Annotated in this window: 20 protein-coding genes; 2 read left to right on the top strand and 18 right to left on the bottom strand. The window is 64.7% G+C overall.

What is annotated here, in order from left to right:
- Positions 1-43: 43 nt before the first annotated feature.
- From AACW18_RS13575 to AACW18_RS13595, 5 genes are all read right to left on the bottom strand, one after another.
- The gene (locus tag AACW18_RS13575; RefSeq protein ID WP_042652463.1) at positions 44-1,042 is read right to left on the bottom strand and encodes a fumarylacetoacetate hydrolase family protein; all 999 of its coding nucleotides are present in this window, start codon (positions 1,040-1,042) and stop codon (positions 44-46) included.
- An 8-nt stretch (positions 1,043-1,050) separates the two neighbouring features.
- The gene (locus tag AACW18_RS13580) at positions 1,051-2,211 is read right to left on the bottom strand and encodes a homogentisate 1,2-dioxygenase (RefSeq protein WP_218388956.1); all 1,161 of its coding nucleotides are present in this window, start codon (positions 2,209-2,211) and stop codon (positions 1,051-1,053) included.
- A gap of 50 nt (positions 2,212-2,261) precedes the next feature.
- A complete protein-coding gene (hppD, locus tag AACW18_RS13585) occupies positions 2,262-3,371 on the bottom strand; it encodes a 4-hydroxyphenylpyruvate dioxygenase (protein ID WP_218388957.1) in 1,110 nt (369 codons plus the stop codon).
- A gap of 239 nt (positions 3,372-3,610) precedes the next feature.
- The gene (locus AACW18_RS13590; protein WP_218388958.1) at positions 3,611-4,264 is read right to left on the bottom strand and encodes an HAD family hydrolase; all 654 of its coding nucleotides are present in this window, start codon (positions 4,262-4,264) and stop codon (positions 3,611-3,613) included.
- Complete coding sequence (locus AACW18_RS13595; protein ID WP_218388959.1) at positions 4,261-4,905, bottom strand: TIGR01621 family pseudouridine synthase; 645 nt, start codon at positions 4,903-4,905, stop codon at positions 4,261-4,263. Before AACW18_RS13595 ends, AACW18_RS13590 begins: the two co-directional genes overlap by 4 nt.
- 88 nt (positions 4,906-4,993) lie before the next feature.
- Between AACW18_RS13595 and AACW18_RS13600 the strand changes: the two genes are divergently transcribed.
- On the top strand, positions 4,994-6,577 hold the full coding sequence (locus AACW18_RS13600) for a GGDEF domain-containing protein (RefSeq protein WP_218388960.1): 1,584 nt from the start codon (positions 4,994-4,996) through the stop codon (positions 6,575-6,577).
- Between the two features lie 105 nt (positions 6,578-6,682).
- Here the strand turns inward: AACW18_RS13600 and AACW18_RS13605 are convergent, their stop codons facing one another.
- The 3 genes from AACW18_RS13605 to AACW18_RS13615 all read right to left on the bottom strand — a co-directional run bounded on the left by AACW18_RS13605 (position 6,683) and on the right by AACW18_RS13615 (position 10,679).
- Complete coding sequence (locus AACW18_RS13605; RefSeq protein WP_218388961.1) at positions 6,683-8,239, bottom strand: methyl-accepting chemotaxis protein; 1,557 nt, start codon at positions 8,237-8,239, stop codon at positions 6,683-6,685.
- Between the two features lie 119 nt (positions 8,240-8,358).
- On the bottom strand, positions 8,359-10,017 hold the full coding sequence (locus tag AACW18_RS13610; protein ID WP_218329123.1) for a fatty acid--CoA ligase: 1,659 nt from the start codon (positions 10,015-10,017) through the stop codon (positions 8,359-8,361).
- 95 nt (positions 10,018-10,112) lie between these two features.
- Positions 10,113-10,679, bottom strand: coding sequence for an RBBP9/YdeN family alpha/beta hydrolase (locus AACW18_RS13615; protein WP_218388962.1), 567 nt, complete (start codon positions 10,677-10,679; stop codon positions 10,113-10,115).
- Positions 10,680-10,971: 292 nt separating this feature from the next.
- On the opposite strand from AACW18_RS13615, the gene AACW18_RS13620 reads away from it, so the two are divergent.
- Positions 10,972-12,024, top strand: coding sequence for an AraC family transcriptional regulator (locus AACW18_RS13620; RefSeq protein WP_042652472.1), 1,053 nt, complete (start codon positions 10,972-10,974; stop codon positions 12,022-12,024).
- Between the two features lie 390 nt (positions 12,025-12,414).
- Here AACW18_RS13620 and AACW18_RS13625 read toward each other — a convergent pair whose 3' ends face one another.
- The 10 genes from AACW18_RS13625 to AACW18_RS13670 all read right to left on the bottom strand — a co-directional run bounded on the left by AACW18_RS13625 (position 12,415) and on the right by AACW18_RS13670 (position 26,191).
- A complete protein-coding gene (locus AACW18_RS13625) occupies positions 12,415-14,940 on the bottom strand; it encodes an efflux RND transporter permease subunit (RefSeq protein WP_256351879.1) in 2,526 nt (841 codons plus the stop codon).
- 28 nt (positions 14,941-14,968) lie between these two features.
- Positions 14,969-16,036 carry a WD40/YVTN/BNR-like repeat-containing protein gene (locus AACW18_RS13630; protein ID WP_218388963.1) on the bottom strand — a complete coding sequence of 356 codons (1,068 nt, stop codon included), beginning with the start codon at positions 16,034-16,036 and terminating at the stop codon, positions 14,969-14,971.
- A gap of 98 nt (positions 16,037-16,134) precedes the next feature.
- Positions 16,135-17,496, bottom strand: a complete 1,362-nt coding sequence (locus AACW18_RS13635) for a DUF1329 domain-containing protein (RefSeq protein WP_242379664.1) — start codon at positions 17,494-17,496, stop codon at positions 16,135-16,137.
- A 31-nt stretch (positions 17,497-17,527) separates the two neighbouring features.
- Positions 17,528-19,432 carry a DUF1302 domain-containing protein gene (locus AACW18_RS13640; protein WP_042652475.1) on the bottom strand — a complete coding sequence of 635 codons (1,905 nt, stop codon included), beginning with the start codon at positions 19,430-19,432 and terminating at the stop codon, positions 17,528-17,530.
- Between the two features lie 464 nt (positions 19,433-19,896).
- Positions 19,897-20,526, bottom strand: a complete 630-nt coding sequence (locus tag AACW18_RS13645; RefSeq protein ID WP_218329125.1) for a CoA transferase subunit B — start codon at positions 20,524-20,526, stop codon at positions 19,897-19,899.
- Positions 20,527-20,629: 103 nt separating this feature from the next.
- A complete protein-coding gene (locus tag AACW18_RS13650) occupies positions 20,630-21,325 on the bottom strand; it encodes a CoA transferase subunit A (protein ID WP_218388964.1) in 696 nt (231 codons plus the stop codon).
- A gap of 179 nt (positions 21,326-21,504) precedes the next feature.
- Positions 21,505-22,524, bottom strand: a complete 1,020-nt coding sequence (locus AACW18_RS13655; RefSeq protein ID WP_218388965.1) for a YeiH family protein — start codon at positions 22,522-22,524, stop codon at positions 21,505-21,507.
- Positions 22,512-23,501, bottom strand: coding sequence for a DsbA family protein (locus tag AACW18_RS13660; RefSeq protein WP_218388966.1), 990 nt, complete (start codon positions 23,499-23,501; stop codon positions 22,512-22,514). The genes AACW18_RS13655 and AACW18_RS13660 overlap by 13 nt, the downstream gene beginning before the upstream one ends.
- A gap of 113 nt (positions 23,502-23,614) precedes the next feature.
- Positions 23,615-24,949 (bottom strand): MFS transporter, encoded by a 1,335-nt coding sequence (locus tag AACW18_RS13665; protein ID WP_218388967.1) that lies wholly within the window; start codon positions 24,947-24,949, stop codon positions 23,615-23,617.
- Positions 24,950-25,138: 189 nt separating this feature from the next.
- Positions 25,139-26,191: a 3-keto-5-aminohexanoate cleavage protein gene (locus AACW18_RS13670; RefSeq protein WP_218290865.1), complete on the bottom strand. Its 1,053-nt coding sequence runs from the start codon at positions 26,189-26,191 to the stop codon at positions 25,139-25,141.
- Between the last annotated feature and the right edge of the window lie 3 nt (positions 26,192-26,194).

Here is a 26,194-nt window from a genome sequence, read left to right on the forward strand (position 1 = left end):
CCTGCCGTCTCCCCCGCCGACTCCCCCGTCGGCCACGGCTTCCTTAGCTCGTCTGGCTGGCGCCTCCTTGCGTGACGCGCTGCAAAATGGTGCCAAACAGACTCATTCCATTGCGATCCAGCATCGCGATGGACACTGTATCACCAAAGCGCAGGAAGGGTGTAGTGGCCTGACCTGACTCGATTATTTCCAGCATGCGCAGCTCGGCGAGGCAGGAAGATCCGGCGCTGCGGTCATAGTTGGAGACGGTGCCTGAGCCTATGATGCAGCCCGCCCCGAGCGGCCGGGTCTTGGCGGCGTGGGCGACAAGTTCATGGAAGTTGAAGGTCATGTCCACCCCCGCGTTGGGGGCCCCGAACAGGCCACCGTTGAGGTGGGTCATGAGCGGCAAGTGCACCTTGCCCTCCTGCCAGTCGCTGCCCAGCTCGTCCGGGGTGATGGCCACCGGCGAGAAGGCGCTGGAGGGCTTGGACTGGAAGAAGCCAAAGCCCTTGGCGAGCTCGCCGGGGATGAGGTTGCGCAGGCTGACGTCGTTGACCAGCATCAGCAGCTTGACGTGGGTGGCCGCGGCCTCCGGGCTCGCCCCCATGGGCACGTCGTCGGTGATGATGGCCACCTCAGACTCGAAGTCGATGCCCCACTCCTCGGATCCCATGACGATGGGGCCACGCGGGGCCAGGAAACTGTCGGAGCCGCCCTGGTACATCAGGGGATCGTGCCAGAAGCTGTCCGGCATCTCGGCGCCGCGGGCCTTGCGCACCAGCTCCACGTGATTGACGTAGGCGCTGCCATCGGCCCACTGGTAGGCGCGGGGCAGCGGGGAGAGGCAGGCCGCCTCATCGAACGGGAAGGCCTCGGGGCAGGCACCGGCGTTCAGCGCCTCATAGACGGCGGCAAGCCGCGGGGCCGTCTCGGCCCACTCATCCAGCGCCCCTTGCAGGGTGGGGGCGATCGCGGTGACCCGCACCGCCCGACTCAGGTCACGGCTCACGACCAGCAAGGCGCCATCGCGCTTGCCATTGTTCAGGGTTGCCAGTTTCATAAAAGTCCTTATTTGCCGCTGTGGTCGGGGGTGAGTGCCGGACGCAGCCAGCTGTTGACGTAGCTCGGGTTCTCCACCCCCTCGCACAGGCTGCCGACGCTCAAGGCGTCGCGGGTGTCGAGCATCACAGCCACCTCGTCGGTGAAGGTCTTGGCATGGGCGCGGCCGGCCGCGAACGCCTTGGGATGCGGGCCGTGGGTGAAGCCGGCGGGGTGGAAGGTGACCATGCCCCGCTCTATGTTGTCCCGGCTGAAGAAGTCGCCGGCGTGGTAGAACAGCACCTCGTCGAAGTCGTCGTTGCTGTGGTAGAAGGGCACCCGCAGGGCTCCGGGATCGCTCTCGATGGGGCGCGGCACGAAGGTGCAGACCACGAAGCGGCTTGCCACGAAGGTGGAGTGAGCCGAGGGCGGCAGGTGATAACGGTGGCTCATCAGAGGGCGGATGTCGCGCCAGTTGAGGCGCACCACGCAGAGATCCCCGTGCCAGCCCTGGGCATCGAGCGGGTTGAACGGCCAGCTGATGACCGACACCTGATCGTGACGCTTGACCTGCAGCGACCAGGGATTCTCATCCTGCTGGGCCAGGAAGGCGTCGTCGATGGCGGGCACGTCCAGCGCCGCCGGATCGAAGATGGCGTGCTGACCCACCAGCCCCTTGTCCGGCAGCTGATAGCTGTCCCCCGTCGCCTCTATCATCAGGATGAACAGCGGCGCGGTCGGCTCGATGCGCCACATGGTGCCACGGGGGATCACCACATAGTCCCCGTCCCTCAGGGTCAGATGGCCGTAATCGCAGTAGAACTCCCCTCTCCCCTCGTGGATGAACAGCAGCTCGTCGCCGTCGGCGTTGCGCACCAGGAACGGCATGGTCTCGGTCAGGCGCCAGATCCGGTAGCGGCAGTGGGCATTGTGCAAAATGTCCGGCATCACCCAGGGGGAGAGGGAGCTCACCTCCTCCTGCAAGCCGTTGAGATCGAACGCCCGCGGCCGCAGCGGTCCCTCCCAGTTGATCCAGTCGGTGGGGGCGTGCTTGTGGTGCATGTGCGTGGCGGGGCCGAAGAAACCGGCCCGCCCCAGTTCGCGCTCATAGATGGCCTGCTCGGGCAGGTCGGCATGAGCCTGGCGGGAGTGGGTCCCCTCCCGGTGGGGGAAACTGATCCAGTTACGCATCGCTGAGTACCTCGTATGAAATGAATACCGCTCGACGGTCTCGCATCCCGTTACGCATCGCTGGGCTCGCCGCTCAGCACACCACGGCGGATCTGGTCCAGCTCAATGGATTCGAACAGTGCCTGGAAGTTGCCCTCGCCGAAGCCTTCGTTGCCCTTGCGCTGGATGATCTCGAAGAACACCGGGCCGATGACGGTGTCGGTGAAGATCTGCAGCAGGATGCCATCCTTGGTCGGCGAACCGTCGATCAGGATGCGCAGCGCCTTGAGCGCCTCCAGATCCTCCTGATGCCCCTCCACCCGGCTGTTGACCTTCTCGTAGTAAGTCTCCGGGGTCGGCATAAAACCGGTGCCACGGCCACGCAGGGTACGGATAGTCTGGTAGATGTCGCTGGAGGCCAGGGCGATGTGCTGGATCCCCTCCCCCTTGTACTGGCGCAGGTACTCCTCGATCTGGGACTTGTCGTCGGAGGATTCGTTGATGGGGATGCGGATCTTGCCGCAGGGAGCCGTCATGGCGCGGGAATGCAGGCCGGTCAGCTTGCCCTCGATGTCGAAGTAGCGGATCTCGCGGAAGTTGCCGATCCGCTCATAGAAGTTCGACCAGAGATCCATGTTGCCGCGCTGGACGTTGTGGGTCAGGTGATCGATCTCGTACAGCCCCGCATCCACCTCGGCCATGCGCGCCTGCCAGTCGGGGTAGAACACGAAGTCCACCTCGTAGATGGAGCCCTTGTCGCCGTAGCGGTCGACAAATGACAGGGTGCTCTCGCCGATGCCGTAGATGGCGGGGATGTTGAGCTCCATGGGCCCTATCTTGCCGACGAACGGCTTGGCCCCCTTGCCGATGGCATGTTGCTGGGCCTTGCCCGCATCCGCCACCCGAAACGCCATGCCGCACACGCTAGGCCCGTGCAGGCTGGCGAACTGCTCGGCCTGGGAGTGGGGCTCGGCGTTGACCACGAAGTTGATGTCCCCCTGGCGGTAGAGCCAGCACTGCTTGTGCTTGTGCTGCGCCACCTCGGCGAACCCCAGCGAGACGAACAACGCCTTGAGGGCGGCGATGCCCTTGGGATCCGGCGCCGTGTATTCGACGAATTCGAAGCCATCAGTGCCGAGCGGATTGATGGTGTGGGAACGGGAAGAGGAAGTGGTCGTCATGATGCGCTCCTTGCGGCGCTGCCCTGTGGCAGCTGCCATGGCCAAACCGATGCAGATCCGCGCGGGGGGATCTGGTGTTAACAACTTGTTTCATTAGAGGCAGCGGGCGCGCAGAAGAGAAGAGGCAGGATGACGATAGTTTTTCCGGTTACCCCGTCAAAGATGTAAATGAATTGTGACATTGAAGGCGCAGCCTTGCGGGGCAACCCATGGCGACCCGCGGGGCTGTCAGCCCTGGCTTACAGCCGCCACTGTCTGGGTTCGATATGGGGCAGGCGCTCCCGCACCCGTTGCAGGCGAGCGGGGCTGGGATTGATGAGCCAGGCCTCTGCCCCCAACGCCAGCAAGGGCAGATCGTGCGGGCTGTCGCTCAGGGCCAGGGCGACCTCGAGATCCAGGATCCGCGGCAGTATCTTGTGTTGGCCATGACAGTAAAAACGCGGCATCAGGCCACCAAAGCGGTAGTGCATCCGCGATCCCAGGATGCGGTGAGGCAGCCGGCCAGGCAGTTGTCTATGAAGCTGGGCGCGCACCAAGGCGCGGGGGCTGGCAGAGATCACCCAGCAACGCTTCCCTTCTTCCAGCAACAGGGTTCGTGCCTCCCGATACAGGCCGGATCGGGTGTGGCAATAGGCGCGCACCAGTGTGCGCCAACCCAGGGGCGAGAGCCCCAGGGTGATGGCCCACCAGATGAGCGAGATCCCCCGCCGCCGCCGGCTTGGCAATAGATAGACAAGCCCGCCCAGCGCGATCACCGGCAGCAGCAACAGCGGCCAGCGACGGCGGCGCAGTATGTAACGAAGCAGGCCGGCGTGGCTGTCGCCCGGGGCCAGGGTGTCGTCAAAGTCCGCCAGGATCCAGCCCGTGGGCAAGGCCCCCAGCTCGTGGCTCATTCGCTCAGCCCGGCGATGGCGGCATCGAGTTCGGGGGTGAGAAACTCGGCCCCCTCCTCCGGCGGGCAGATGAAATCGAAAGGCACGCCATCCAGGCTGAAACTCAGCCGCCAGGCATGGAGGTAGCCGCGATCCGCCGGGGTGCCGCCGTAGCGCTCGTCCCCCAGGATAGGCGCCCCTATGCTTTTCAGGGCGACCCGGATCTGGTGGGTCTTGCCGGTCTGGGGCTTGATGCGATAGAGCCGCAAGCCTTCCCGCACCGGGCAGGAGTCGAACCAGCTGATGGCGGGATTGTCCAGGCTGCGTGCCAGCATCCAGCTGCCGCCTCGCCCTTTCTGCATGTCGCCCTTGACCCAGCCCTGCTTCTTCTTCGGCTTGCGATCCGAGAGCGCCAGGTACTGCTTGCTCACCCGCCGCTCGGCAAACCCCATGCTGAGCGCCCGGTTCGCCGCCGGGGTGCGGGCCAGCAGCAACAGCCCCGAGGTCATCTTGTCGAGTCGATGCACGGGGTAGAGCTCCAGCCCGGTCTCGGCACGCATCAGATTGATCAGGCCGGGCTCGCCCGCCTCATCATGCATACCAAGGCCTGGCCCCTTGTTGATCACCATAAAATCTTTCTGCTGCGACAGTATCCGGTACATCTAGAACCCTTTAGAATGACATTTATTAATAAGTTGTGATCGGGCGACTGGCCACACCCCATGGACCTTCAGCACAAGAATCGCACGGATGAAGAGATGCTTGCTTTGGCTGCTATTGCTCGTTGCCAGTTCCCCCCTCCAGGCCGGTGAGCGCTCGCTCGACTCTCCCGATCGGGTAGTCCTGCAGCTGCGCTGGCTGCACCAGCCCCAATTCGTGGGCTACCACATGGCCAAGGCCAAGGGCTTCTATGCCAATGTCGGCCTGGATGTCGAGATCCGGCCTGGTGGCAAGGGAATAAGCCCGGTACAGGAGGTGCTGGCCGGGCGCGCCGATTTTGGCGTCGGCAACACCGAGGTGCTGACCGGCTATGCCCATGGCGAGCCCTTGCTGGCCCTCGCCAGTGTCTATCAGCATTCGCCGTCCATCTTCCTGGCCCGTCGTGACAGCGGCATTCTCACCGTTGCGGACATGAGGGGCAAACGGATCATGATGTTTCCCGGCCATCAGGATGCCGAGCTGCTCGCCACCCTCTACTATCAAGGACTGCACGAGCGCCAGCTCACCCCCATTCCGACCTCGGTCAATATCGACGATCTGATCGAGGGCAAGGTCGATATCTTCAACGCCTATCTCAGCAACGAGCCCTTCTACCTGGAGGAGCGGGGCATCGCGGTCTCCATCATCAACCCTCGCAACTACGGCATCGACTTTTACAGCGACATCCTGTTCACCACCCAGGCGCAAGAGCGGATCGACCCGGCGCGGGTGGAGCGCTTTCGCGCCGCCAGCCTGAAGGGGTGGCGCTACGCGCTGTCCCATCCGGCGGAGGCCATTGCCCTGCTGCGCAAGGAGTATGGCGTCAACCGCAGCCAGGCCCACATGGAGTACGAGCTGCAGATGAGCAAGGAGATGATACAGCCGCTCTATGTGGAGATCGGGTATATGAATCCGGATCGCTTCGGCCACATCATGGAGCAGCTGACGGAGATAGGCCTCATCCCGCGGCCCCTGCCGCTGGCAGACTTCCTCTATCAGGCCCCCTCGGAGCAGTGGGCATTCTGGCGCCCCTGGTTCTTGCTGAGCCTGGCCGTGGGCGCCCTCATCCTGCTGCTGAGCATCTACCTGCTCATCAACAACGAGCGACTCAACCGGGAAGTTGCCCTGCGCAAGCTGCGAGAGCAAGAAATATTGCAGCTGGCGCGCCAGGATCCGCTCACCGGACTGCCCAATCGCCTGAGCCTGATGGAGCAACTGGAGCTGCAGATCCAACACCCCGATCCCGGCTGCCTGCTGTTCTGCGATCTCGACAGCTTCAAGCAGGTCAACGACAGCTACGGCCACAGCTGTGGCGATGCCCTGCTCTGCCAGCTGGCGGAGCGGATCAATCACAGCCTCGGCCACCGACGTTTCTTCGCCAGGCTGGCGGGGGATGAGTTCGTGCTGTTGCTGCCCGACCACGACAGCTGGCAGGCCGAGGAGGTGGCCGAGGTGATCCGGCTGGCCATGATCCCGCCCTTCGAGGTCAATGGCCACTCCCTGTCGGTCGGGATCAGCGTGGGGGTCAGTCCCTACCAGGTCGGCTGGAGCGCGGAGCAGTGGCTGATCAACGCCGATCAGGCCATGTATGGCGACAAGGGCATAGTGCTGGAGAAACAGCGGACCCTGGGCTGAGTCGCCCCTCGCAGGCTTGCTCGTCGCCAATCCATGCAGTCCTCATGCAACAAGACCACCCTGGGGTGGCCTTGTTGTATTTGCTGTATTGAGACGGTCCCCGAGTCAGCCGAAGGTCTGCCCCAGAGACTTGAGTTGCCTTGCCTTGGTGAGCAGGATATCGCTCGACTCGTTCACCACCTGCATCTTGCTGCTGTTGGTGTGGGAATGCTGGGAGATGACGTTGACGTTCTGACTGATGTCCTCGACCACCACCTGCTGCTGCACCGCCGCGGCCGAGATCTGGGTCGAGAGCGCCACCACCTGCTCAATCTCCGTCAGCACCTGCTGCAGGCTGTCCGATCCCTGCCGGGTCAGGGCCACGCAGGACTGGGTCTGCTGCAGGTTCTTCTGCATCATCCCCTTCCAGTCGTTCAGGGTGCGCTGGATCTGCCCTATGCTGCCCTGGATCTGCTCGGTCGCCTTGTGGGTACGGGTCGACAGGGTGCGCACCTCATCGGCCACCACCGCGAAGCCGCGCCCCTGTTCCCCCGCCCGCGCCGCCTCGATGGCCGCGTTGAGGGCCAGCAAGTTGGTCTGATCCGCTATCCCCTGGATCTCGTTCATCAGCACCCCGATGCGCTCCGACTCGTCGGCCAGCGCCACCGCCGCACTGAAGGCGTGCTCGGCCTGGGTGGCCAGCTCGGTGATGCCCTGCTGGGTGTCCCCCAGCTGCCGGTCGGTGTGCAGGCAGTGCACCTTGGCCTGGGCTATCTGGCTATCCGTCTCCTCGATGTTGCGGGCTATCTCGTGGGCCGTTGCCGCCATCTCGGTGATGGCCGCCGCCACCTGCTGGGTCTGGATATCCTGCTCGGCGATGTCGGCGCTCGCCTCACTGGAGGCCGTCTTGAGGTGCACGGCCAGATCCTGCAGGGAGAGGGTCGCATCCTCCACTCGCCCCAGCACGGTCCGGATCCGGGCCTGCAGCAGCTTGATGTGGAAGTCCGCGATAGCCTTGGGCTCATTGCCCGAGTAGATGAGCCGGGTCAGGCTGTCGTACTCGCTGGCCAGCTGGCGCAGGTAACGGGGGGTGCCGATCAGCTCGTGGCGATAGAGCAGGACAAGCCAGGCCAGCGGCAGCAGCATAAACAGCGGCCCCCAGGCGCCCAGCAGACGGAGGCTCCCCCCGAGCATCGCCAGCAGCCCGAGCAGGGCCACCCCATGGCGCACCCAGCGGCCCAGGGCGACACCGGCGCGGCGCTCCCCCCGCTCGCTCGCCTTCAGCCTGGTGTAGGTGCGGGTGGCAATGGCCTTCAGCTCGGGTTCGGCGCGGCTGCGCACCGACTGGTAGCCACTGATCCTGCCCTGCTCGAAGATGGGGGTGACATAGGCATCCACCCAGTAGTAACGGCCATCCTTGCAGCGATTCTTGACCATGCCGCGCCAGGGCTTGCCCTGTTTCAGCTTGCCCCAGAGATCGGCAAAGGCCGCCTTTGGCATGTCCGGATGGCGCACCATGTTGTGATGCTGGCCTATCATCTCCGCCTGGCTGTAGCCCGCCACCCGGCAGAAGTTTTCATTCGCGTAGGTGATGACACCCCGCATATCCGTGGTGGAGACCAACTGCTCATGGGCGGAAAAATCTACTTCTTCATCAACGAGATGACTCTGCGTCTTACTCATGGCACACGCCTTTTGTGTTAAAACTCAATTAGCGTAGTCAAGGCGATTGACCCCGACAATAAAGGCCCTCATTCCGTAGGGAAACTGAGGGCCTTTCTGTTCATTTCATGACGCTGCGCTCAATTTTCCCTGGTCGCGCTCAGCTCCTGCTCCCGGATCAGCTTCTTGTTGACCTTGCCGACACTGGTCTTGGGGATCTCCTGCACGACCCGGATCTGGCGCGGGATGGCCCAGCGGTTGATGCGGCCGCTATCGACGAAGTGCTGCAGGTGGGTCGCGATGGCTTGTTGATCCAGGTGGTTCCCCTCCTTGCACACCACCAGCGCCAGCGGGCGCTCGCCCCACTGCTCGTCCGGGATCCCCACCACGGCCACCGCGTGAACGGCGGCATGGGCGCTGATGAGATTCTCCAGCGCCAGCGAGCTTATCCACTCACCGCCGGTCTTGATCACATCCTTGATGCGATCCTTGATCTCCACTGTGCCGTGGGGATCGATGGAGGCCATGTCCCCGGTGTGCAGCCAGCCGCCCTGCCAGAGCTCGGCACCTTTTTCCGGCTCCTTCAGATAGCCCTGCGCCAGCCAGGGGGCGCGTACCACTATCTCCCCCATGGCCTGGCCATCGTGCGCCACCTCCCGGCCCTGCTCATCGATGATGCGCAGATCTACCAGCGGGATCGGGGTGCCGGTACGGATCCGCAGGGGGAGCTGCTCCGCCATGGGTAGCGCCAGCTCCTCTTCGCTCAGATGGACCACGCACAGCAGTGGGCAGGTCTCCGACATGCCATAGCCGGCGTGGATCAGGATCCCCTTGTGGTGTGCCTGGGTGGCCAGCCCCAGCGGCAGGGCACTGCCCCCCAGCAGCATCTTCCAGCCCTCAAACGAGGTCTGTCTGGCCTCCTCGCAGTCGAGGATCATCTGCAAGATGGTCGGCACGCAGTGGGAGAAGGTCACCCCCTCCTCACGATAGAGGCGCACCAGCTTGTTGGGCTCATAGCGGCCCGGATAGACCTGCTTCACCCCGAGCATGGTCGCCACATAGGGCACTCCCCAGGCGTGGACGTGGAACATGGGGGTGATCGGCATGTAGACATCGTCGGATTGCAGCAGCGACTGGCCCGCGTGGGCCGCCAGGGTGCCGAGTTCGTTGAGAGTGTGCAGCACCAGCTGGCGGTGGCTGAAATAGACCCCCTTGGGATCCCCCGTGGTGCCCGTGGTGTAGAACAGGGTGGCCACCGATTGCTCATCAAAATCGGGGAAGTCGAAGTGGCAATCCGAGTCGGTCAGCAGCGTCTCGTACTCGCCCAGACTGGGCAGGCTGGTGGCCTGGGCCTCGCCATCGGTGAGCTGGATGTAGCCGCGCACCGTGGGGAGCGCACTCTGGATAGATTCGAGGATCGGCAGGAAGTCATCGTGCACCAGCACCAGGTGATCCTCGGCGTGGTTCATGGTGTAGGCAATCTGCTCCGGTGAGAAGCGCACGTTGACCGTGTGCAGCACGGCGCCAATCATGGGCACCGCGAAGAAGCACTCGAGGGAGCGGTGGCTGTCCCAGTCCAGCAGGGCGACGGTGTCACCGGGCCCGACCCCGGCCGCGGTCAGCATGTTGGCCAGGCGCTGGATACGCTGGTTGAGAGTGCGATAGTCGTAGCGCAACCTGTCTGCGTAGACGATCTGCTGATCGGGGTGGTAGCGCACTCCCGACAACAACAGACTCTTGATCAGCAACGGATAAGCATGGGCTCCCTGCGCTGGCGGTATGATCCTGGTCTTCACCATATTCACTCCTTGCGATTCATATGCTCAATGCGATGACTGACGAAGGGGGCATCCCTCCCCCTGTGAACTAACCTTGCCTGCGCCGCGCCTGCCGCTCAGGCATCGAGACTCAACAACAGGGCCTCCGCCTGGGGCCAGGGGCCGAAGCCGCTCGCCGGGTTGAGATGACCCACCTCCCCGATGTCGACCAGCTCACTCCCCCAGTCGTGGACCAGGGCGCGCACCGCATCCTGGCTGGCCAGGGGATCGTTGCGGCTCATGGCCACCAGACTGGGAAAGGGCAGGCGCGTGCGGGGTAGCGGGCGCCAGCCACCGTCCGCCATGGCTTGCGGGCTGGGGTAATGGGCCGGCCAGCTGGCGTCCAGATCCGGTGGCGTGACCAGCAGCGCCCCCTTGATCGCACCTTGATGACGCGCGGCCCAGTGCACCGTCATCAGCACCCCGGCGCTGTGCGCCACCAGGATCACCGGCCCCTCTATGGTCGCCAGCGCCTGCTCGATGGCATCGACCCTGGCCTGGCAGCTGAGCTTGTCCGAGGCCAAAGGCGGCACCGTATGCACCTTGGCCAGACGGGCCGCGAGCAAGGTTTGCCAATGATCCGATACATGGTCACGCAGGCCGGGCACGATCAATACCGTGGCCCTAGTGTGCAATTTATTCATCTCACTCCCTCATGCTGGCTCGGCGCGGGCCAAGCGATTGAGAGACACAGTAAGACGCCCCGCCGCCGGCTGCTTTACCTTGGGTGCCATGGGCTTGTCATTTTGTGACAGGGGGAACGAGGCGGCGGCGACCGCTTGGCCAGCGAAAAACCCGGCCCCCAGAATGGTGATCAGATGAAACACAGGACTAATTGACTAGTGACAAGTCTCTTCTCATTTTGTAAATGAAATGATAAAAGTAGGTTAATAACAAGCAAGTCAGCATGTGAGCCGTTGTCATTGGAGCTGTAATATGACCCTCTTCGCCAGAGCCGCTACCCTTACCAATTATCTCGACGTCGCCCGCCAATTGGGATTGAACACCCCCAGCCTGCTGGCACAAGCCGGACTCAGCGCCTCTGTGCTGGATGTCCCCAACCAACGGGTTCCCGTCTCGGCCATCGTCAAGTTGCTCGAGCTGTCGGCCCGGGTCGGTGCTTGCAGCAGCCTGGGTTTGCGCATGGCGGAACACCGCCAGCTATCGGACTTTGGCGAGGTCAGCCTGCTGCTCAGCTACCAGCCCAATCTGCGTGAAGCCCTGCAGGTGATGGTGCAATACATCCAGCTGTTCAACAATTCGCTGGCGATCTTCATCGAGGAGGCGGGCAAGACGGTCATCATCCGCGAGGAGATCATCACAGACGCCCCCATGCCGTCACGCCAGGTCACCGAGCTGGCGGTGGGCGTCATGTATCGCTTCTGCGCCGCCCAGGTCGGCGTCGGCAGCAACTGGCACCCCATCAGCGTCAACTTCACCCATGATGCGCCGGCGGATCTCAGCCTCCACAAGCGCCTGTTTGGCTGCAAGCTGGAGTTTGGCAGCGAGTTCAACGGCATCGTATGCCAGTCCGTCGATCTGGACGTTCCCAACCCCCTCGCCAATCAGGCCATGGCCCGCCATGCGCGCCAGTACCTCGACACCCTGCTGGTGGAGACCCAGCAATCCGTGCTGGTGGAGGTGCGCAAGGCCATCTACCTGCTGCTCCCCATGGGGCGCGCCACCATAGAGCAGATCGCCAGCACCCTGGGGATGAACGTGCGCACCCTGCAACGTCATCTGGAAGAGAGCGGCGCCACCTTCAGCGAGCTGGTCAACGAGGTGCGACGGGATCTGGTGATCCGCTACCTGAAGAACGCGGGCTACTCCCTCGGTCACATCGCCGACATGCTCGGCTACTCCATGCCCAGCTCCTTCACCCGCTGGTTCAGCGCGCAGTTCGGCATGCCCCCCGCCACCTGGCGCTCCCGCCACAAGATAGTGCCCAAGGCGGTCCAGAGTGCCCGCACCAGCCTGGCCTATGGCTGAGTGACCCCCTGCGGGAGGCGACCCTCCCGATATCATGAGATAACAAGGTCATGAGATAACAGAGAGGGGAGGCAACATGCCTCCCCTCTCTGTTACTGCTTCTCCTCGCTTGCTATTGCTTCCCCTCTCTCTGGTTGCCTCTCCCTTTGTCAGACCTGCCGACAACCCCTCACTGGCATCGACATCGACACCGGCAGCGACGGGTAGCTGACTAGCATGGCTTGGGTTGCGTCTGATGATAAGGGTTCGACGTGGGTGGCAAAGCGGTGCGCCCTGAGGGTCGCGGCATGCCGACCGACAGACGTAGAAGAGGGAGGCATCATGCCTCCCTCTTCTTGCTTTCTGGGTTCTCAATCATCTGAGCCTGGCGTGCTCGTCCGCCCTCTCCTCTTAACCGACGTCGACACTGGCGGCCATCTGGTTAGGCGTTACCTTGGCGGCGTCTGGGGAAGAGGGCTCCTCCTTTGCCTGGGGGGACGCAGCCGCCAGCCCCTTGGGGCCGGACAGCAGGAAGTAGGACAGCGCCGGGATCCCGATCAGCGCCCCCAGCATGTTCCACAGGAACATGAAGGTGAGCAGTATGCCCATGTCGGCCTGGAACTTGATGGGGGACCAGGCCCAACCCACCACGCCAGCCGCCAGGGTGATGCCGACCAGGCCAACCACCCGGCCGGTGAAGGCCACGGCGTTGCGATAGGCCTCCATCAGCGGCATGCCCTGGCGCTGGTAGTGCAGCTGCACGCTCAGCAGATAGAGCGCGTAGTCCACCCCTATGCCGACCCCGAGCGCGATCACCGGCAGGGTCGCCACCTTGACGCCTATGCCCATGGCCACCATCAGCGCCTCGCACAGCACCGAGGTGAGCATCAGCGGCACCAGGGCCACCAGGGTCGCCCGCCAGCTGCGGAAGGTGATGAGGCAGAACAGGGTCACCGCCAGATAGACATAGAGCAGCATGGTGCGGTTGGCCTCGTGCACCACCATGTTGGTGGCGGCCTCGATGCCGGCGCTGCCCGCGGCGAGCAGGAACTGGCGATCCGCCGTGCTGTTCTCACGGGCGAACTTGTCGGCGATGGCCACCACCGCGTTGAGCGTCTCGGCCTTGTGATCCTTGAGGTAGGCGATCACCGGCATCACGGAGCAGTCGGTGTTGAACAGCTCGGGGGCGTTGACCGAGGCCTGCTGGGCGGCATAGTTCAGCACGTTCTGGTTGCGCTGGATGCTGGCAAGCTTGGGGTTGCCCTCGTAGGTGCCGGCGGTGATCTGGCGCACCGCATTGACCAGCGACGAGGTGGCCTGCACCCCCGGGTACTGCTGCAGATCCCAGGCCAGGCGGTCGGCCAGGATCAGGGTCTTGTAGTCCAGGCAGCCTTCCGGCGCCGTCTTGATCATCACCGCGAACAGATCGCTGGAGAGCGCGTAGTGGCGGGTGATGTAGCCGTTGTCCAGGTTGTAGCGCGAGTCGGCCCGCAGCTCGGGCGCCCCGCTGTCGAGATCGCCGATCTTCAACTGCTGGCTGACCAGGAAGCCCCCAATCCCCATCGCCAGACCCGCCAGCACTATGCCGGTGGCCCAGTTGCGGGTGGTGAAGCGATCGAGCAGATCCCACAGCTTGCCGAAGCCCCGGTGCGCCGCGGCGCGGTTATCGATCCGCAGCGCCCGCTCGGCCGCCTTGCGACCGACCCCGACGAAGGAGAGCGCCACCGGCATCAGCAGCAGGGAGGTGAAGATGAGCACCGCCACCCCTATGCTGGCGGTGATGGCGAGATCCTGAATGACCGGGATGTCGATCAGCATCAGCACCGCGAAGCCGACCGCGTCGGCGAGCAGCGCGGTGACCCCGGCGAGGAACAGCCGGCGGAAGGTGTAGCGGGCGGCGATCAGGCGATGGGTGCCGCGGGCTATGTCCTGCATGATGCCGTTCATCTTCTGCGCCGCGTGGGAGACGCCGATGGCGAAGATCAGGAAGGGCACCAGCACCGAGTAAGGGTCTATGGCGTAGCCGAGCCAGGCGACTATGCCCAGCTGCCACACCACGGCGATGAGGGAGCAGCCCACCACGAGCAAGGTGCTGCGCACGCAGCGGGTATAGAGGAAGATGATGCCGAGCGACGTCAGCACCGCCAGGCCGAAGAACATGATCACCTGGATGAGGCCGTCGATCAGGTCCCCCACCAGCTTGGCGAAGCCGATCACCCGGATCTTGTACTTGCCCTGCCCCTCCTCGCCCGCCTGATGGGGCGCTCCGGCGAACTCAATCCTGTCGCGCAACTGCTCGATGCGCTGGGAGAACTGGTGGTAGTTGAGCGGCTTGCCAGTGGCCGAGGCCTTGTCCAGCAGCGGCACTATCAGCATGGTCGACTTGAAGTCGTTGGCCACCAGGCTGCCGACGATGCCGGCCCGGTTGATGTTCTGGCGCAGTTGATCGATGTCGGCGGGGGTGCCCTTGTAGGAGTCGGGCATCACGGGGCCGCCCTGGAAGCCCTCCTCCGTCACCTCGGTCCAGCGCACCGCCGGGCTCCACAGGGACTTCATCCAGGCGCGGTCCACGCCGTCGCCGAGGAACAGCTCGTCGTTGACCTGCTTGAGCACGGCCAGGTAGTCGGGATCGAAGATGTCACCCTGGCTGTTCTCCACCACCACCCGCACCGAGTTGCCAAGGCCCCGCAGCGAGTTGCGGTTCTCCAGGAAGTTTTTGATGTAGGGCTGGCTCTGGGGGATCATCTTCTCGAAGCTGGGGGACAGGGTCAGCCTGGTCATCGCCATGTAGCCGAACACCAGGGTGGCCAGCGTCATGAAGAGCATGAATAGCGGCCTGTGGTTGAACACCATCCGCTCCAGCAGATTGCCGCTGCGCTTGTCGAACTGTGCCAGGTCGCGGATCACCGGCATGGTCTCTTGCTTCACATTGCTCATGTCTGCGTTCTCGCTCTCGTTATTCTCGTTATTCGGCGGCCAGGGTGCGCACACCACGGCTGCCGACCAGCGCCAGCGTCCCGCTCGCGGTCAGCGCCGCGCCGGCCACCGGTGAGGGTTCGGCCTGGGGCAGTCGCTGCAGAGGGCCGTTGCCATCCTGCACCCGCAGCATCTGGCCGGCCTGGGTGAACAGGCGGTAGTGGCCATCGCTGCCTTGCACCGCCGCGCTGATGCTGATGGGCAGGCCACTGTCGAGCTGGGCCCAGTTGTTGCCCCCGTCGGTGCTGCGGAACACATGACCGCGCAGGCCATAGACGATCAGCTCGCCGGCCCTGCCGATCACGCCAAAGTAGCTGCCTTCATAGGGGGTGGGAACGTCGAGGAAGCGCTGCCGGGTCTCGTCCCACTTGCGCAGCAGGCCCTGCTCACCGACCAGATAGAGTCCGTCGCCGGTGCCGTTGATGGCATTGAGGTGAAACCCCTGCGGGTTGTCGGTGCGATCCTGCAGCGGCGTCCAGTTCTGGCCGCCATCCTCGGTGCGCAGGATCAGGTTGAAGACACCGACCACGTAGCCGAGCCGGTCATTGGCGAACCAGACGTCGAGCAGCGGCTTGTCGGCCCCCTCCTCCACCAGCCGCTGGCCCTCTTCGGTCAGGGCGGCCCACTGTTCGTTGTCCGGCTCGGCCTTGGCCAGGACCGAGTAATGGCGCAAGACCAACTCGCCTATCTGGCGGCCGTCCAGCTGTTTCTGCCAGCTGGCGCCGGCATCCTGGCTGTGCAGCACCACCCCATCGCCGCCCACCGCCCAGCCCTGTTCGGGGGTCGGGAAATAGACCGCATTGAGATCGGCGCTCACCGGCACAGTCGCTTGCTGCCACTGCTTGCCGGCGTCGTCGGAGTAGAGAATATGGCCGCGCTGCCCCACCGCCACCAGCCGCTGGCCGGCCGTGGCCAGGTCCAGCAAGGGGCTGCGCTGGGCCAGCGCGCTCGGTTTGGCTGGCAAGTCCAGCACGTCAACATAGTCGGACGCCTGCGCCGCGCTCGGTGTCAGCAGGGCGCAGAACAACCACGGTGCCAACTTCTTGAATGAACCCATACCACGTCCTTTTGTCAGGGTGCGCCGGGGGGACTGTGCCCCCCGGCGCCAACATCAAGAGGTCCGGCCCCTTCCCGGGAGCCGGACCTCTATGACGACTAGCGGATCCCGGCCCCGGCCAGGGACTCCGGCGACCACTTGGCCTTCGACAGGGAGGCGCCATACTTGATGCCGCCGTAGGGACCCACTACACCGTTGATGTTGTAGGAGCCCGCCACCAGGTCATAGATCATGAAGGGGGTGGCATCCGGGGTCTGCTTGTCGTAGCTCTGGCTCAGGAAGGCGAAGGAGCCGCGATAGAGCTGACCACGGGCGTCGTACTGGTCGGAGGCCAGCGCCATCCAGCTGTCCTCGTCGATGTAGAAGCGACGCTTGGCATAGATGTGGCGCTCACCGGCCTTCAGCGAGCCTTCCACCACCCAGACCCGGTGTTTCTCCCAGCGCACGAAGTCCGGCGACAGGGTGTTGGGGGTGGTCAGCGCCCTGGCATCGGGCTCATAGGTCAGCTTGTAGGTGTTGTAGGGCACGATCATCTCTTGCTTGCCCACCAGCTTCCAGTCGAAGCGATCCAGCGCGCCGTTGAAGACGAAGACGTCGTCATAGGTGCCGGCGCCCGAGGTGCCCGGGTTCGGGGTGTCATAGGCCAGGTTCGGCGCCAGCTTGACCCGACGCTGCCCCGGCAGGTACTGCCAGGCCTTGCGCGGTTGCTCCAGGGGGTTGGCGGCATCGCGCAGCATGATGGCCTCACCGGCACGGCGGGCGGGCCCGGTGTAGTACAGCTTCATCTGGTAGTAGGTGTCCCTGGCCGAGATGGGCTTGGCCATGTCCTCGTAGATGGCGTAGTTGATGAAGGCCTGACCTGTGGTGGAGAGCGCCGCCACACCGGACGAATCGACGTTCCAGGAGTCGTACTTGGTGGCGATGTTCACCCCCTGATAGCGCAGCAGGAAGTTCCACATCACCTCGGCCCCCGACTGGGGGATCGGGAAGGGAATGCCCGGCAGCACGTTGTCCACCGCCAGCCCACCTTCCAGGGTCTTGGCGCTGAGCGCGTTCTTCTTGGTGTTGTCCAGCACCGCCTGCGGCAGGGCCACGCTGCGGTGCGTCGGGTAGACATCGACCCTGAAGTCCGGGAAGCGGGTCAGCAGCTCGGCGGTGGTCGCGGTCAGCTGGCCCTTGTACTGAGCCAGGTTCTTGCCGTCGATCACCAGCAGCGGCTTGTCGCTGGCATAGGGATCGGGGCGCATGCTGTCGCCGGCCTTGAAGCTGGCGGGCGGGGTGGTCAGGCCCCCGGTGTAGGCCGGGATGCTGCCATCGCTGTTGGCCGCCACTTCGGCGCCGACCTGCGTCAGGCTGCTGCCCAGTTTGCCCGCCTCGGTGGCGGTGACGGCCGCCTCGGCCTGACCGATGAGGGCCAGGGTGAGGGATACGGCCAGCACTGTCCGTTCACATTTCATCATGTTGTGCTCCTGCTCGGTGACTCACCGAGGATCAGTAAGAGGTCTTCAGGGTCAGGTAGATGGCGCCTCTGTCTTCCGTGGTGGCGCCGCCACCGGAGAAGGAGGAGTAGCCGCCTGCGTAGCAAGTGTTGCGTTGGGTCGCGTCCAGCGCATTCGGGGTAGAGCCATCGGTGCCGCCGTCGTTGCAGTCGGCCGACTTGCCGAAGGAGTCCACGTATTTCAGGTCGACGAAGTACTGGTTGTAGATGGTGGCCCCCAGCCCGACGGCGTAGTTGCCGGTGTCTTTCGCCCCGCCGGCCTGCACCGGGGAGATGCCCGCCAGGCCCCAGTTGACCGACAGCGGCATGCTCATGTCGACACCCGGGAGCACCTGATACCAGATAGGCGTGAAGTTGACCGCCAGCCCCCAGTTGTCCGTGGTCGGCTTGTCGATGCCGGTGTAGCTGTCCTCGCCCTTGTAGAGCGCCTTGTTGTGATCGTTCAGATCCAGCAGGTTGCTGTAGTAGAGCTCGCCGAGCAGGGCGGCCGCATCGAACAGCGGGGTGTCGGCTATGGTCATCAGGCCGTTGAGGGTCCAGTGCAGGGTCTCGCCGGTGGCGCTGTAGCCATCGGAGTCATCGGTGATCACCCCGGTACTGTCATGGCGCGGAGGCAGGGCCCCCAGGCCGGCGGCCAGTCCACCCGGGCCCGAGGCGCTGAGCAGCGCCGGGATGCTGGAGAGCGGCATGTTGTGGCGGTAGTTCAGGTCGCTGCCGACGCTGACCCCGGCCACGTCCTTGGAGAGGCTGAGGCCGAAGATGTCGATGTCTTCGCCATAGGCCAGGGAGTAGCTGGTGGTCGAGATGGAGTTGCGCAGGTTGAGGATCGGGTTGGCGGTGGCGCCGCGGACACTCAGGCCACGGGCATCCAGCACCGCCTGGGGCAGGATGTCGGCGGTACGGCGGTAGAAGGCGCCCAGGGTGCCGTCCAGTGCCTCCGGTGACCACTTGGCCATGATGCCCCAGTCGCCGTGCTTGCCCGGCTCTATGTCTTCACCGCGGCGAATGTTGCTCAGGGTGCCGCTCGGTCCGGCCAGGCCAGGGCCCCCGGTATGACCCAGCAGGAAGGACTGGGCGCCGAAGCCCACCAGATCCGAGCTGCCGTAATAGGTGCCCGCCTCCGGCAGACGCGCGGCATCCCACTCGAGGAAGTACTGGGCGGCGAAGGTCAACTCCGGGTTGAGGGTGAAGGAGGCCGAGATCTGGTTGCGCGGCACGAACAGCTCCTTGGCCTCGGTGCCCGGGGAGGCCGCCAGCTTGGCGAGATCCAGGCCGGACTGGCCGTAGCTCATCGAGTGCACCGGGTTGAGCAGGGTCTCGCCCCAGTAGAGGTTGTGCTGGCCGACCTTGACGCTGACCAGGGATTCGTCGCCCACCTCGGAGCTGAAGAACACGAAGGCGTCGAGCAGCTCGCCGGAGGGACCGTGATAGTAGCGATCGGCGTAGTCACTCAGGTGACGGTTGCCTGCCACCGGGGGCAGCCCGACGATGCCGGAACTCGCGCTGTTGCCGTTGATGAAGGGGTTGTCATCGGCGCCGACGTCGTTGTAGGCGTAGTCATACCAGCTGGCGGCGCTGATGCGAAAACCCTTGTTGCCCTGATTGACCACGTCCAGCTCGGTCAGCAGGTCGAAGCGGGTGGCGACGGTGTCACCGGAATCCTTGAAGTTGTAGTCGCCATCGTTGTTGTTCGGGGTGGCGAGCATGCGGTCATCGGCACTCTCGGTACGCATGCCGTAGTTGAACTTGCCGGTGTTGTCGAAGCGGACAGACCAATCCTCGCTGTCCGTGTCGATCTCTACAGCCTGGGCGGCTGGCATGAGGGCGGCCATGATGGTGGTGGCCAGCAGGCTGAGGCGAAGGGCGCCGCAGCCATGACTCGATTGCTTGTAATCCATTACAGTCTCTCCGAGTGTTGTCGTCGTTTTGTTATTTTTGTTGCCGTTTCCGTTGGCTTTTTTATGGCGCTGGCCGGGGCGTTTCGCCGGGTTTGGCAAGCTGGCCGTTGGCCGGTTGCCTCCCCTGGGTATCGCTTGTCCGAGTGCGCTCTGTGTTCTTAGTGCCGACTGTAAGGCCTCGCTCAGGGGGCGCGCTTGCCATTGAACGTCAGTCACTTTTCATTTGGTGACAGCGGCTGCATCCCGCGGCTGGCGTGGGATTCGCTCGTCGTCGACCGGCCCCATACAGCCCCTGTTCAGCTGAAAACAGTGATCTGGGCGACAGAAAAGGTGCGAAGGAAACCGGGGAGGAAAACCAGCGGGAAGCGACGGGTCGGTGCAGGATAGCCAAGGGAAAGAGGCGGGCATGGCGGGCAAAAAACAACGGGGAGTGCGCGAGCGCCCTCCCCGTGGATGGCTAACCGTCAGCGCAGTATGGTGCAGCCGGTGGCGGCTTGCAGCGCCTCAAACTCGATGCCGGGGGCCATCTCCACCAGGCGCAGGCCGGCGGGGGTGACATCCAGCACCGCCAGATCGCTGATGATGCGATCCACCACCCCGACCCCGGTCAGCGGCAGGTTGCACCACGGAAGTATCTTGTGCGCGCCGCCCTTGGCGCAGTGCTCCATCAGCACTACCACCCGCTTGACCCCCGCCACCAGATCCATGGCGCCGCCCATGCCCTTGACCATCTTGCCCGGGATCATCCAGTTCGCCAGATCGCCGCGCTCGGACACCTGCATGGCGCCCAATAAGGCCAGGTTGATGTGACCGCCGCGGATCATGGCGAAGCTCTCGGCGCTGTCGAAGAAGCTGCTGCCGGGCAAGGTGGTGATGGTCTGCTTGCCGGCGTTGATGAGATCCGGATCCAGCTCCTCCTCCCCCGGGAAGGGACCTATGCCGAGCAGGCCGTTCTCGCTCTGCAGCCAGACCTCCATGCCGCTCGGGATGTAGTTCGCGACCAGGGTCGGCAGGCCGATCCCCAGGTTGACGTAGAAGCCGTCTTGCAGCTCCAGGGCGGCGCGTTGCGCCATCTCTTCACGGGTCCAGGCCATGTGATAAATCCTTTCTCACTGTGCGCAGGTCGCTGCGCTGTTCAAAATGGGGGAATCGAGTGCCCGTCGCGACAGCTCAATACCGGCATGATCTCTCGCTCGGTCAGCTCCTCAGGGTGCGCACCTCGATGCGCTTCTCGGGATGGGGGTTGAGCACCAGTCGCTGCACGTAGATGCCGGGCAGGTGGATCTCGTCGGGGGCCAGCTCGCCCACCTCGACTATCTCCTCCACCTCGGCCACGCAGACGCGCCCCGCCTTGGCACAGAGCGGATTGAAGTTGCGCGCCGTCTTGTTGAACATCAGGTTGCCCGCCTTGTCGGCCCTGGCGCCCTTGATCAGCGCCAGATCGGCGGTCAGGGCGCGCTCCATGACGAACCACTCACCGTCGAACTGGCGGGTCTCCTTGCCCTCGGCGATAAGCGTCCCGTAACCGGTGCGGGTGAAGAAGGCCGGGATGCCGGCGCCGCCGGCCCGCAGCTTCTCCGCCAGGGTGCCCTGGGGGGTGAACTCCAGCTCCAGCTCGCCCGCCAGGTACTGGCGCTCGAACTCCTTGTTGCCCCCGACGTAGGAGGAGATCATCTTCTTGATCTGGCGGCTGTAGAGCAGCGGCCCCAGCCCGAACTCATCCACCCCGCAGTTGTTGCTGATGATGGTGAAGTCGCGCTTGCCGCTCTCGCCCAGCGCCTCGATGAGCCGCTCGGGGATGCCGCACAGGCCGAAGCCACCCGATGCGATGGTGATGCCGTCCTGCACCAGACCGCTAAGAGCGGCCTGGGCGCTGGGATAAACCTTGTTCATAAATACCTCTCTGCTCTCTGGCTAGTCCATTGGCCACGGGGGCGCTGTCGTGTTTACTGCATTTTCTTGATTTGAGGTGGTGTCGCGAGCGTCCGATTACGCTCACGCTTCGAACCCATGAATTCAGTTGGTGGTGTAGGTTCGATTAGTCGCGCAGCGGCGTAATCGGACGTTTGTTATCAAGGCTTCATGCCCCAATGCATCAGCAGCAGGACCAGGGCGGCGAGGAAGGTGGTCTCCCCCACCATCAGCAGGATCGGCTTGATGCCCACCCTGGCCAGCTCCTTGAGCTGCGTCTTCATGCCGATGGCGCTGATGGCGATGACCAGGCACCAGCGCGACAGATCGTTGGTCCCCCCCTGCACCACGGCGGGCACCCAGCCGGTGCTGTTGATGCAGGCCAGCACCAGGAAGCCGACGGCGAACAGGGGCAGCAGCGGCGGACGCTTGCCGGAGGCGGGATCCGCCCCCTGCATGCGGGTGATCATGGCGGCCACCACTATCACCGGCAGCAGCATGGCGACCCGCATCAGCTTGACCACGGTCGCCACGTCCCCGGTCTCGGTGGACATGCTGTAGCCGGCCCCCACCACCTGGGCGACGTCGTGGATGGTGGCGCCGAGGAAGACCCCGGACTCCACCGGCGTCAGCTCGAAGAAGCGAGCGATCATCGGGTAGAGGATCATCGCCAGGGTCGAGAGCACCGAGACCCCGATCACGGTGAACAGGGTGGCCCGCTCCTTCTGTGGATGGTTGGGCAGGGACGCGGCCAGGGCCAGGGCGGCGGAGGCGCCGCAGATGGCGGTGGCCCCCCCGGTCAGCATGCCGAACAGGCGCTGGAACCCCATCAGCTTGGCCGCTACCACCGAGAGTCCTATGGTGACCACCACCAGGGTGACCACCAGCAGCACCGGCATCCAGCCCAGCTCGGCTATCTGGCCGAGGGTGATGCGCATGCCGAGCAGGGCGACCCCGATGCGCAGCACGCTGCGCGCCGTGAACTCGATGCCCGCCTTGCAGGTCCCTTCGGCGGAGAGGAAGTTGAGCCCCATGCCGAGCAGCAGGGCAAACAGCAGCACGGGGGCGCCGTAGTGTTCGGACAGGAAGGTCGCGGCGGCCGCGACCGTGATGCTGACCGCCATGCCGGGCACCAGTTCGCGCACCCGCTGATAGCGATCTGTCATGGCTAGGGTGTGCATGGGATAGACTCCTGCGGTTCGATGACGATAAACAGGCTCTCACCCTCCTGCTCGACCGGATAACGGCCGACCCTGAGCTGATCCGAGTTGAGCAGATAGCCGGTGTGCAGGTTGAAGCGCAGGCCGTGGGCGCAGCACTGGATCACCGCTCCCTCCAGCCGGCCCCCGCACAGGGAGGCGCCCTGGTGGGGACAGCTGTCATCGATGGCGTGGAACTGGCCGTCGATGTTGAACAGCGCCAGGCTCTTGCCTTGCGCCTCGATCAGCGCCCGCTTGCCCGGCGCGGGCACCCGCTCGGCCGGCACGGCGATGCGCCGCCCGCAGGCCGGCGCTTGCCGAGCCAGCGCCTGGTGCAGCGCGGCCAGCAGTTGCTCGGCGGGCTGTGCCCCGGACAGGGTCAGGGCCTCGTCGATGACGAAGCTCGGCACCCCCTGGCTGGCCGCCCCGGCGACGTCGCACAGGAAGGGGGCCCCATCCCCCTGCAGGCTGCTCACCAGCGCGGTGGACGAGAAACCGGCCGCCTCGGCCAACGTCAGCAGGGTGGCGCCATCCCCCAGATCGGCGCCCCGCTGGAAGTGCGCCACAAAGAGTTGCTCCAGCAGCGCCTCCCGCTGCGCCGCCGTGCCCAGCTGGCTGGCACGCTGCCACAGCCGATGGGCGTCGGCCGTGTTCGGCATGCGGGGGATGTTGCCAAAGTCCAGGCTGAGCCCGACGCTGGCCGCGGCCTGCTGCACCTGGGCCTGGCGCAGCCGCACCGCCTGCGCAGAGCCGAGGCGATGCTGATAGAAGCTGTTGAAGTCCTCCCCCTGCACCGGCAGATAGGGCAGCAACTGCACCCCGCGCCAGCTCACGGCGACCCGCACCTCGGGCCGCTCGACCCGCAACCGGGCCAGGGCCTGCTCCAGCTGGCGCTTGCCGATGAGGCACCAGGGACAGATAAAATCGAAATAGACTGCAATGTTCAGGGTACGACTCATGCCCTTTCCTCCGGGTTCTCGGTCCCTGTCCGGCGCTCTGCCGCGGGACAGCTCATATCCATCAAATCGAAATAGCCCCCTGTGTTCGGGGTACAGCTCACTTCAGGTACGACTCAGGCCCTTGCCTCTGTGGTATGGGCGGCGCCGGTGACGGGGGCACAGGCAACGAGTGGCTCGGAATCCCCCTCCAGTCTGGCGACATCCTTGTGGTAGTGGCGCTTGCCGTAGAAGAAGACGGCCGCCGCCGCGATGCTGATGAGCGGCACCAGCTGGAAGGCGTTGTCCAGGCCGATATGGTCGGAGACGCGGCCGGTGATGAAGGGGCCGGGGGCCAGCCCGAGCAGGTTGTTGGCCAGGGTCAGGGTGGCGAAGGCGGTGCCGTGCACGCTGTAGTGGGTGAGGTTGGCCACCATGGCGCCCGCCGGGCCCGAGGTGCCGGTGGCGATGAACATGCCAAGGCAGATGAGGGCCAGCTGGGGCAACCCGAATGGCAGGGCGAAGGCCAGCGACAGCAGGGCGCAGCTCCCGAGGCAATAGCCAATGGCCAGGCTGATCTTGCGATCCGGTCGATCCCGGCACAGCTTGTCACTGAGCATGCCGCACAGGATCATGCCGGCGCCGCTGCACAGCACTATGATGGCGGCCACCACCCCCGCCCTGTCCGTGTCCATCCCGTAGAAACGGTTCAGGTAGCTCGGCATCCAGACGATCACGGTGCCGCCGACGAACAGCTGCAAGCCGCTGCCGACGTAGGCCGAGAGCACGGAGCGCGTGGAGTAGAGGGTGCGCAGCGGCTTGCCGTGCGCCTTGCCCGCCGCCCGGGCTCCCGCCGGGGCGATCCGCTTCTCCTTGACGATGAGGGGGTAGATGGCCGCCAGCAGCAGGCCGAACAGCGCCATGCCGGCGAAGGCCCAGCGCCAGCCCAGCAGATGGGCCAGCACGCCGCCGGTGGCCATGCCCAGCACCGAGCCGAACATGCCGCCCGAGATGAAGGCGCCGGACAGGGTGGCCCGCATCTCCCGCGGGAACACCGACACCACCACGGCGATGCCGACGCTGCCATAGGCGGCCTCCCCCACGCCCACCAGGAAGCGGGCGATGAACATCTGCTCGTAACTCTGGGCCAGGGCGCAGCCCAGGGTCGCCAGGCTCCACAGCATGGCCATGATGGCCAGGCTCTTCACCCGACCGAAACGGTCCGCCAGCAGGGAGAGCGGGAAGGTCAGCAGCCCGACCATCAGCGCCACTATGCCGCTGAGCAGGCCAAGCTGGGTATCGGAGAGGGTCCACTCCCCCTTGAGCATGGGGAAGACGGCGTTGAGCACCTGGCGCGACATGTAGTCGGAGATGAGCAGACCAAAGGTCAGCGCAAACACAATCCAGGCATAGCGACGCGGTACGGCAGCCTTGCCAGCGTCGACATCGTCATTGATATGATAGGTAGCCATACAGTCCCTCGTGCTACGACAAATTGGGTGGGGTACTCAAGCAGCGAGCCTGCGAGTCACCCACCGCCTTCCTTTGGTGATAGATGACTCAATTGCCCGCCCCCCGCATGTTGCAAGGGCAAACGTCATTTGGCAAACAGAGTTATAGGGGTCGCAGCCTCTCTTTAGTCGAGCTGCGACCCATCTGGCTCAGACGCCCCGTGGCACGCCTTTTTCCCCGGCACGGCGATTGGGCGCCATGCCGTTGGCCTGCAGCGTCTCTTCGATGCTGTCGTACTGGACACCGATGCGATAGATGGCGCGGGCCTCCTTGCCGTTGGCCACCTCACGCCCCAGCTCATGGGCGACCCGTACGCACTGGCGGATCTGCTCGACCGAGCTCATGCGCTGGCCGTGCTGGCCTATGATGGTGTCCTCGATGCCGCAGCGCGGGTGCAGCCCAATGGACATGGCCATCATGTTGAAGGGCAACACGTTCTTGAGCAGGGATTCGGCGGTCAGGGTGCAGCCATCCGGTGCGCGGTGGACGAAGTTCATGAAGTTGAACGGGTTCGGGCCGTCGAAGCCGCCGCCGATGCCGATCCAGGTCAGGTTGAGCGGCCCCATGTAGACGCCCCTGCGCACCAGCCGCTCCAGGGTCTCCATGGCGTGCATGCCGGTCAGCTGGAAGTGGGGCTGGATGCCGTTGGCCATCAGTCGCTTGAGGTGCTCGGCCACCCATGCCGGACCGGCCGGGACCGTCATCTCGCTGTAGGCCGCCTTCAGGGCCGGGTGCTCCAGGGAGGTGCCCGCCAGGTATTCCGGGTAGAGCAGCTCCATGATGTTCATCTGGGTGGTGTTGATGGCGACCGTGACCTGATCCGGCTTCGGCGTCAGCTCGGCCAGCATGTGGCGGGTGTCGTCCGACAGCCACTTGGCCGCCTCCCCCTCGCCTTCCGGCGCGAAGGAGATGGAGCCGCCGACCTGGATGATCATGTCAGGCACCGCCTTGCGGACTCCGGCGATCAGCTCATTGAACTTGGACAGGCGCTTGGAGCCTGAGCCATCCAGCTCGCGCACATGCAGGTGCAGCACGGTAGCGCCGGCCTCGTAGCAGTCGACCGCCTTCTGGATTTGCTCCTCCATGGTCACCGGGATGTCTTCCGGGAAGTCACCAGGCGCCCACTCGGGACCGTACGGGGCCACGGTGATCACCACTTTTTCCATGTTTTCCGGGTGCAGGGAATCGTCAAAGAATTGCATCTG

The sequence above is a fragment of the Aeromonas sp. sia0103 genome (assembly GCF_963895295.1).
GTDB lineage: Bacteria > Pseudomonadota > Gammaproteobacteria > Enterobacterales > Aeromonadaceae > Aeromonas > Aeromonas encheleia.

Excerpts from the sequence above, each read along its gene's own strand:
- AACW18_RS13575 (WP_042652463.1), bottom strand. The coding sequence starts at position 1,042 with ATGAAACTGGCAACCCTGAACAATGGCAAGCGCGATGGCGCCTTGCTG.
- AACW18_RS13580 (WP_218388956.1), bottom strand. The coding sequence starts at position 2,211 with ATGCGTAACTGGATCAGTTTCCCCCACCGGGAGGGGACCCACTCCCGC.
- hppD (WP_218388957.1), bottom strand. The coding sequence starts at position 3,371 with ATGACGACCACTTCCTCTTCCCGTTCCCACACCATCAATCCGCTCGGC.
- AACW18_RS13590 (WP_218388958.1), bottom strand. The coding sequence starts at position 4,264 with ATGAGCCACGAGCTGGGGGCCTTGCCCACGGGCTGGATCCTGGCGGAC.
- AACW18_RS13595 (WP_218388959.1), bottom strand. The coding sequence starts at position 4,905 with ATGTACCGGATACTGTCGCAGCAGAAAGATTTTATGGTGATCAACAAG.
- AACW18_RS13600 (WP_218388960.1), top strand. The coding sequence starts at position 4,994 with ATGAAGAGATGCTTGCTTTGGCTGCTATTGCTCGTTGCCAGTTCCCCC.
- AACW18_RS13605 (WP_218388961.1), bottom strand. The coding sequence starts at position 8,239 with ATGAGTAAGACGCAGAGTCATCTCGTTGATGAAGAAGTAGATTTTTCC.
- AACW18_RS13610 (WP_218329123.1), bottom strand. The coding sequence starts at position 10,017 with ATGGTGAAGACCAGGATCATACCGCCAGCGCAGGGAGCCCATGCTTAT.
- AACW18_RS13615 (WP_218388962.1), bottom strand. The coding sequence starts at position 10,679 with ATGAATAAATTGCACACTAGGGCCACGGTATTGATCGTGCCCGGCCTG.
- AACW18_RS13620 (WP_042652472.1), top strand. The coding sequence starts at position 10,972 with ATGACCCTCTTCGCCAGAGCCGCTACCCTTACCAATTATCTCGACGTC.
- AACW18_RS13625 (WP_256351879.1), bottom strand. The coding sequence starts at position 14,940 with ATGAGCAATGTGAAGCAAGAGACCATGCCGGTGATCCGCGACCTGGCA.
- AACW18_RS13630 (WP_218388963.1), bottom strand. The coding sequence starts at position 16,036 with ATGGGTTCATTCAAGAAGTTGGCACCGTGGTTGTTCTGCGCCCTGCTG.
- AACW18_RS13635 (WP_242379664.1), bottom strand. The coding sequence starts at position 17,496 with ATGATGAAATGTGAACGGACAGTGCTGGCCGTATCCCTCACCCTGGCC.
- AACW18_RS13640 (WP_042652475.1), bottom strand. The coding sequence starts at position 19,432 with ATGGATTACAAGCAATCGAGTCATGGCTGCGGCGCCCTTCGCCTCAGC.
- AACW18_RS13645 (WP_218329125.1), bottom strand. The coding sequence starts at position 20,526 with ATGGCCTGGACCCGTGAAGAGATGGCGCAACGCGCCGCCCTGGAGCTG.
- AACW18_RS13650 (WP_218388964.1), bottom strand. The coding sequence starts at position 21,325 with ATGAACAAGGTTTATCCCAGCGCCCAGGCCGCTCTTAGCGGTCTGGTG.
- AACW18_RS13655 (WP_218388965.1), bottom strand. The coding sequence starts at position 22,524 with ATGCACACCCTAGCCATGACAGATCGCTATCAGCGGGTGCGCGAACTG.
- AACW18_RS13660 (WP_218388966.1), bottom strand. The coding sequence starts at position 23,501 with ATGAGTCGTACCCTGAACATTGCAGTCTATTTCGATTTTATCTGTCCC.
- AACW18_RS13665 (WP_218388967.1), bottom strand. The coding sequence starts at position 24,949 with ATGGCTACCTATCATATCAATGACGATGTCGACGCTGGCAAGGCTGCC.
- AACW18_RS13670 (WP_218290865.1), bottom strand. The coding sequence starts at position 26,191 with ATGCAATTCTTTGACGATTCCCTGCACCCGGAAAACATGGAAAAAGTG.